The sequence below is a fragment of the Streptomyces sp. DvalAA-14 genome, assembly GCF_900091855.1.
Taxonomy (GTDB): domain Bacteria; phylum Actinomycetota; class Actinomycetes; order Streptomycetales; family Streptomycetaceae; genus Actinacidiphila.
This window is the reverse complement of the sequence record NZ_FMCH01000046.1, coordinates 1-4,550: the sequence shown is the minus strand read 5'-3', so window position 1 is coordinate 4,550 and position 4,550 is coordinate 1. Positions and strand designations below refer to the sequence as shown.

Genomic DNA, 4,550 nt, shown 5'->3' with positions numbered 1-4,550 from the left:
TTCGGGCCGGGCGGGTCGGCCGACGGGGATGGTCGGCCGGGCCCGCTCACCGGCCTGGCGGCGGAGATCGCGGCGGCGGCGCGGGACTTCCTGGCGGGCGCCGGCCTCGGGGACCTCGCCGACGGCGATCTGCTCGGGGAGTACCTGGTGGCCGAACTGGCCGCCGCGCAGCCCGGATTCGTCGGCGGCCCCGGTGCGCGGGCGGTACGGGACAAGCTCGTCGTGGCGCTGGGCGGCACGGCGGGAGTGCCGTACAAGGAGCTCACCGCCGATCTGGAGGCGCTCGGCCACGATCTGGGCGCCCGCTGGCAGTTGGCGTCCGCCTGGCTGGACGGGATCGCGCTCGGGGAGGGCGAGGAGGGGGACCGGGCCGAGGCCGCCGCCTGGCTGGTGTGCGGCGCGGATCTCGTACGGTACGAGCCGGACGCCGCGGTCGGCGTGAATGTCGACGGCCTGCTCGGCACCCATCCCCGGATCGCCCGGGGCCGGTTGCCGGTCCGGCTGGACGAACTCCTCGCCCGAGTAGGGCGGTTCCGCGACCGCGAGGTGCCCGCCTACCGTGCCTACCAGCGGCGCCGTACGACCCTGGTGACCGCCGAACGCGCCCGCCTCGGGCTCGACGCGTACCGCCCCCGCCCGTTCGCCGGATTCGTCCGCAACCGCCTGCTGGACGAGGTGTATCTGCCGCTGATCGGCGACAGCCTGGCCCGCCAGTTCGGCCCGGCCGGCGGGCTGCTGATGCTGATGTCCCCGCCGGGCTACGGCAAGACCTCGCTGATGGAGTACGTCGCCGCCCGCCTCGGCCTGGCCCTGGTCACCGTCTCCGGCCCGGCACTGGGCACGGCGGTCACCTCGCTCGACCCGGATCGCGCCCCGGACGGGGCCGCCCGCCGCGAGGTCGAGAAGATCGACCTCGCCCTGCGGCTCGGCTCCAACGTGCTGCTGCAACTGGACGACATCCAGCACACCTCCGCCGAACTCCTGCGCACCTTCATCCCGTTGTGCGACGCGCAGCGCCGGATCGAGGGCGCGGCCGGCCCGTACGACCTGCGGGGCAAGCGCTTCGCGGTGAGCATGGCCGGCAACCCGTACACCGAGTCCGGCCGCCTCTTCCGCATCCCCGACATGCTCGCCAACCGGGCCGATGTCTGGAATCTGGGCGAGGTCCTCACCGGGCGGGAAGCCCTCTTCGCCCTCAGCTACCTGGAGAACGCCCTCACCGCCAACGACACCCTCGCCCCGCTGGCCGGCCGTGCCCGCGGCGATCTCGACCTGCTCGTCCGGCTCGCGCAGGGCGATCCGGCGGCCCGCCCCGAAGACCTCGAGCACCCCTACCCGCCGGCCGACCGGGCCCGCGTGCTCACCGTGCTGCGCCACCTGCTGCGGGCCCGCGGCACCCTGCTCGCCGTCAACGCGGCCTATATCGCCTCCGCCGCCCAGGACGACGCGAACCGTACCGAGCCGCCGTTCCTGCTGCAGGGCTCCTACCGGGACATGACCCGGATCGCCGGTCGGATCACCCCGACCATGAACCCGGCGGAGGCGGACGCGGTGGTCACCGACCACTACCGGGCCGAGGCACAGACGCTGGCCTCCGGCGCGGAGATCGCCCTCCTCCAGCTCGCCGCGCTGCGGGGGACCCTCACGCCGGAGCAGGCGGCGCGGCGGGCCGGGATCAACGCGGCATACGTGCGGGCACGCTGACCGCCACCGCGGCAGGGGAAGGGCTGCGGTGGCGGTCAGCGGCGGGTGGTGCCGGGTGCGGGCCGGCTCAGCCGTTGCTCGTTCCGTTGCCGGACAGGACCGGGATGTTGCTCAGGACGTGCGAGAGCGGCTCGTCGCCCTTGGCCTGGGTGGAGTTCTCGGCGCACTGCTGGTTCTGCGGGTTGGCCAGCACGTTGACGTCCTGGACGGTGACCGGGATCAGACCGATCAGCGAGCCGACGTTGGCCTTGACCGGCACACCCAGGCAGAGCTTGTTCAAGCTGCCCTGGACCAGGCCGATCTGCGGGCTGAGCGAGCCGCCCGTGCTGGTGTTGCCGTAGGCCTGCACGGAGCTGTTGCCGTTGACGGAGGTGGTGCCGGAGCCGTCGTTGCCGAGGGCGGCGGCGCTGCCTGCGGTGCCGGCCACGGCCGCGGCGGCGAGGCCGCAGGCGGCCAGGGCGGTACGGATACGCATATCGCTCCTATCGCGAGCACGAAGAAGTGCGGAGATCCGACAGTCGCACCAGGTGGCGCGGCACCTGGCCGATTGCTCCGATCGTCGGCGTGCCGTGCCGTGCCGTGCGGACCCGGCCGCCGCCGCGCCCGATTTCCGCGCGCCACGGGCCCCGGTCGCACCCGGTCACGGCACTAGCTCACGAAGCGCTCCGGCTCGGGCTCCGGCGCCTGCTGGTCCTGGTTCCTCCGGCCGCGTCGCAGCTCGATGACCAGCGGCGTCAGCGACGCGACGACAATCACCCCGACGATCGGCAGCAGATATGTGTCCACGTGCGGGATCGACGACCCGAGCCCGTATCCGCCGAGCACCAGCCCGACCGTCCACACCGCGCCGCCCACCGTCTGCCAGAGCGCGAAGGTGCGGGCGGGCACGTTCAGCGCGCCGGCCAACGGATTGAGGACGGTGCGGACCACCGGGATGAAGCGCGCCAGCACCACCGCCTTGGCGTGCCCGTACTTCGCCAGCAGATCGGCGGCCCGGGCCGCGCCCTGGTGCAGCTTGCGGTTCCTGCTCCTGGCCAGCAGGGCCGGGCCGCCCCGGCGCCCGATCACGTACCCCGCCTGGGCCCCCAGCAGCGCCCCGACCACCGCGGCGACGAGCACCTGCCACAGCGAGAGATGCGCCACCCGGGAGGCGCCGGGGACGCAGAGCAGCCCTGCGGTGAAGAGCAGCGAGTCACCCGGGAGGAAGAAGCCGATCAGCAGGCCGGTTTCGGCGAACATCACCACCGCGATGCCCAGCGCGCCGAAGGACGAGAGCAGCGAGGTGGCGTCGAGTACGTTCACGGCCTGGGCGAACATGGGCAGCGGCATAGTGGTGGGGCCCTCTCATAATGGGGTCCGGGGTCTTCTGGTCCTGGGTCCTGCGGTCGCGGGGCACGGTCTCGGGGCGGTCTCGGGGCGGCCCCGGGGCGCGGCCCCGGGGCAGGGCGAGACGCCCACCGACTACAGTGATGTAGTCGATATAGAGCACTGTAGGCGAGTCAGCGGGAAGGGGCGATCCATGCCGGACCTGCCTGGGGCGGAAGGCGGCGCGGGCCGCCGCCCGTCGGGTGAGCTCGAGGCGAGCGTGCTGGCGGCCCTGTGGGCGGCGGAGGGCCGCGCGCTGACCGCCGCGGACGTCCAACGCGACCTCGGCGCCGACCTCGCACGCACCACGGTCACCACCATCCTCGCCCGCCTCTACGAAAAGGGCTCGGTGAGCCGCACCCGGGCCGGCCGCGGCTACGCCTACCTCCCGGTCCAGGACTCCCCGGGTCTCGCGGCGCGCCGCATGCGGACCGAACTCGACAAGTCGGGGTCGGACGACCGGGGCACGGTCCTCGCCCGCTTCGTCTCCGGGCTCGACGCGTCGGACGAGGCGCTGCTGCGGGCCCTGCTGGGGGAGGCGGGGGCGGCGAAGCCGCCGGGGGCGGGGTCTCGGGCGGGACCTCGGACGGGGTCTCGGGTGGGACGGCCGCCGGACGCGATCCGGTCGGCACGGTTGGGCCTTCCGGGTCGGAGGCGGGTGGCGGGGTCGCCCTTCCGAGTGAAGTTGGCGGAGCCGGTGGGAGCGCCGGCACCGGGGCCGGCGCCGGGGCGGTGGGGGAGGCCCCGGCGGACGCGGGCGGCCCGTCCGGGACCGGTGTGTTCTCGTCCGGCGGGACGGCGGCCGGGGGGACGGCGGCCGGCGGGACCGCGTCCGAGCGGAGCGGGTCCGGGCGGGGCGCCTCCGGAACGGGCGTCGCCGGATCGGGTGGTGCGGGCGCGTGATTCTCGCCGTGTCGGCTCCCCCTGCTCCTCCCGCTGCTTGCCGCGCCCGCCGCACGGCGCCTCGCCGAGGCATTGCCGCCCGGGGCCGCTGCCTGGCTGCTCGCGGTGTCCGCCGGGACGCTGGCCGCCTGCAGTACCGCGGCGCTGGCGCTGCTGGCGGGCGCGGGCGCGCTGCGGCTCCCGCCGGTCGCCGCGCTGGGCCACCTCGTCCTGCCGGTGGTCGGCGGAGAGGTGACCGTACCGGCCGCGTGCGTGGCCGCCGGGCTGCTCACCGTCGTGGCCGTGGCGCTGCTGCGCACGCTGCGGCGCCACGTCGTCCAACCCGCGCGGGCCCGGCGGCTGGCCGCCGAGGCGGGTACCGCGGCCGGCGACCTGACCGTCCTGCCCGACCCGGCGCCGGACGCTTACGCGCTGCCCGGCCGGCGCGGGCGGCCCGGGCGGATCGTCGTCACCAGCGGCATGCTCCGGGCCCTGGACCCGGCCGAACGCGAGGCGCTGCTCGCCCACGAACGGGCGCACCTGAGCGGGCGCCACCACCTCTTCCTCACCGCGGTCGCCCTCGCCTGCGTGTGTCACCC

At 75.2% G+C, this 4,550-nt stretch carries 4 protein-coding genes and 1 pseudogene; 3 read left to right on the top strand and 2 right to left on the bottom strand.

Annotation, left to right across the window (positions count from 1 at the left end; translation table 11 throughout):
* Positions 1 to 1,704, top strand: a 1,704-nt coding sequence (locus tag GA0115240_RS36575; RefSeq protein WP_346267911.1) for an AAA family ATPase, incomplete at its 5' end; no start/stop codon positions are given.
* Between the two features lie 67 nt (positions 1,705 to 1,771).
* Here the strand turns inward: GA0115240_RS36575 and GA0115240_RS02270 are convergent.
* Together GA0115240_RS02270 and GA0115240_RS02265 are read right to left on the bottom strand one after the other, a co-directional pair.
* Positions 1,772 to 2,179, bottom strand: coding sequence for a rodlin (locus GA0115240_RS02270; protein WP_093734957.1), 408 nt, complete (start codon positions 2,177 to 2,179; stop codon positions 1,772 to 1,774).
* Positions 2,180 to 2,352: 173 nt separating this feature from the next.
* Positions 2,353 to 3,021, bottom strand: coding sequence for a DedA family protein (locus GA0115240_RS02265; protein WP_237554539.1), 669 nt, complete (start codon positions 3,019 to 3,021; stop codon positions 2,353 to 2,355).
* A gap of 202 nt (positions 3,022 to 3,223) precedes the next feature.
* On the opposite strand from GA0115240_RS02265, the pseudogene GA0115240_RS02260 reads away from it, so the two are divergent.
* Positions 3,224 to 3,607, top strand: a pseudogene (locus tag GA0115240_RS02260) (BlaI/MecI/CopY family transcriptional regulator); the annotation flags it as partial.
* Positions 3,608 to 4,077: 470 nt separating this feature from the next.
* Positions 4,078 to 4,550: M48 family metalloprotease (locus GA0115240_RS02255; RefSeq protein ID WP_256069470.1), on the top strand; the 473-nt coding region annotated here is incomplete at its 3' end.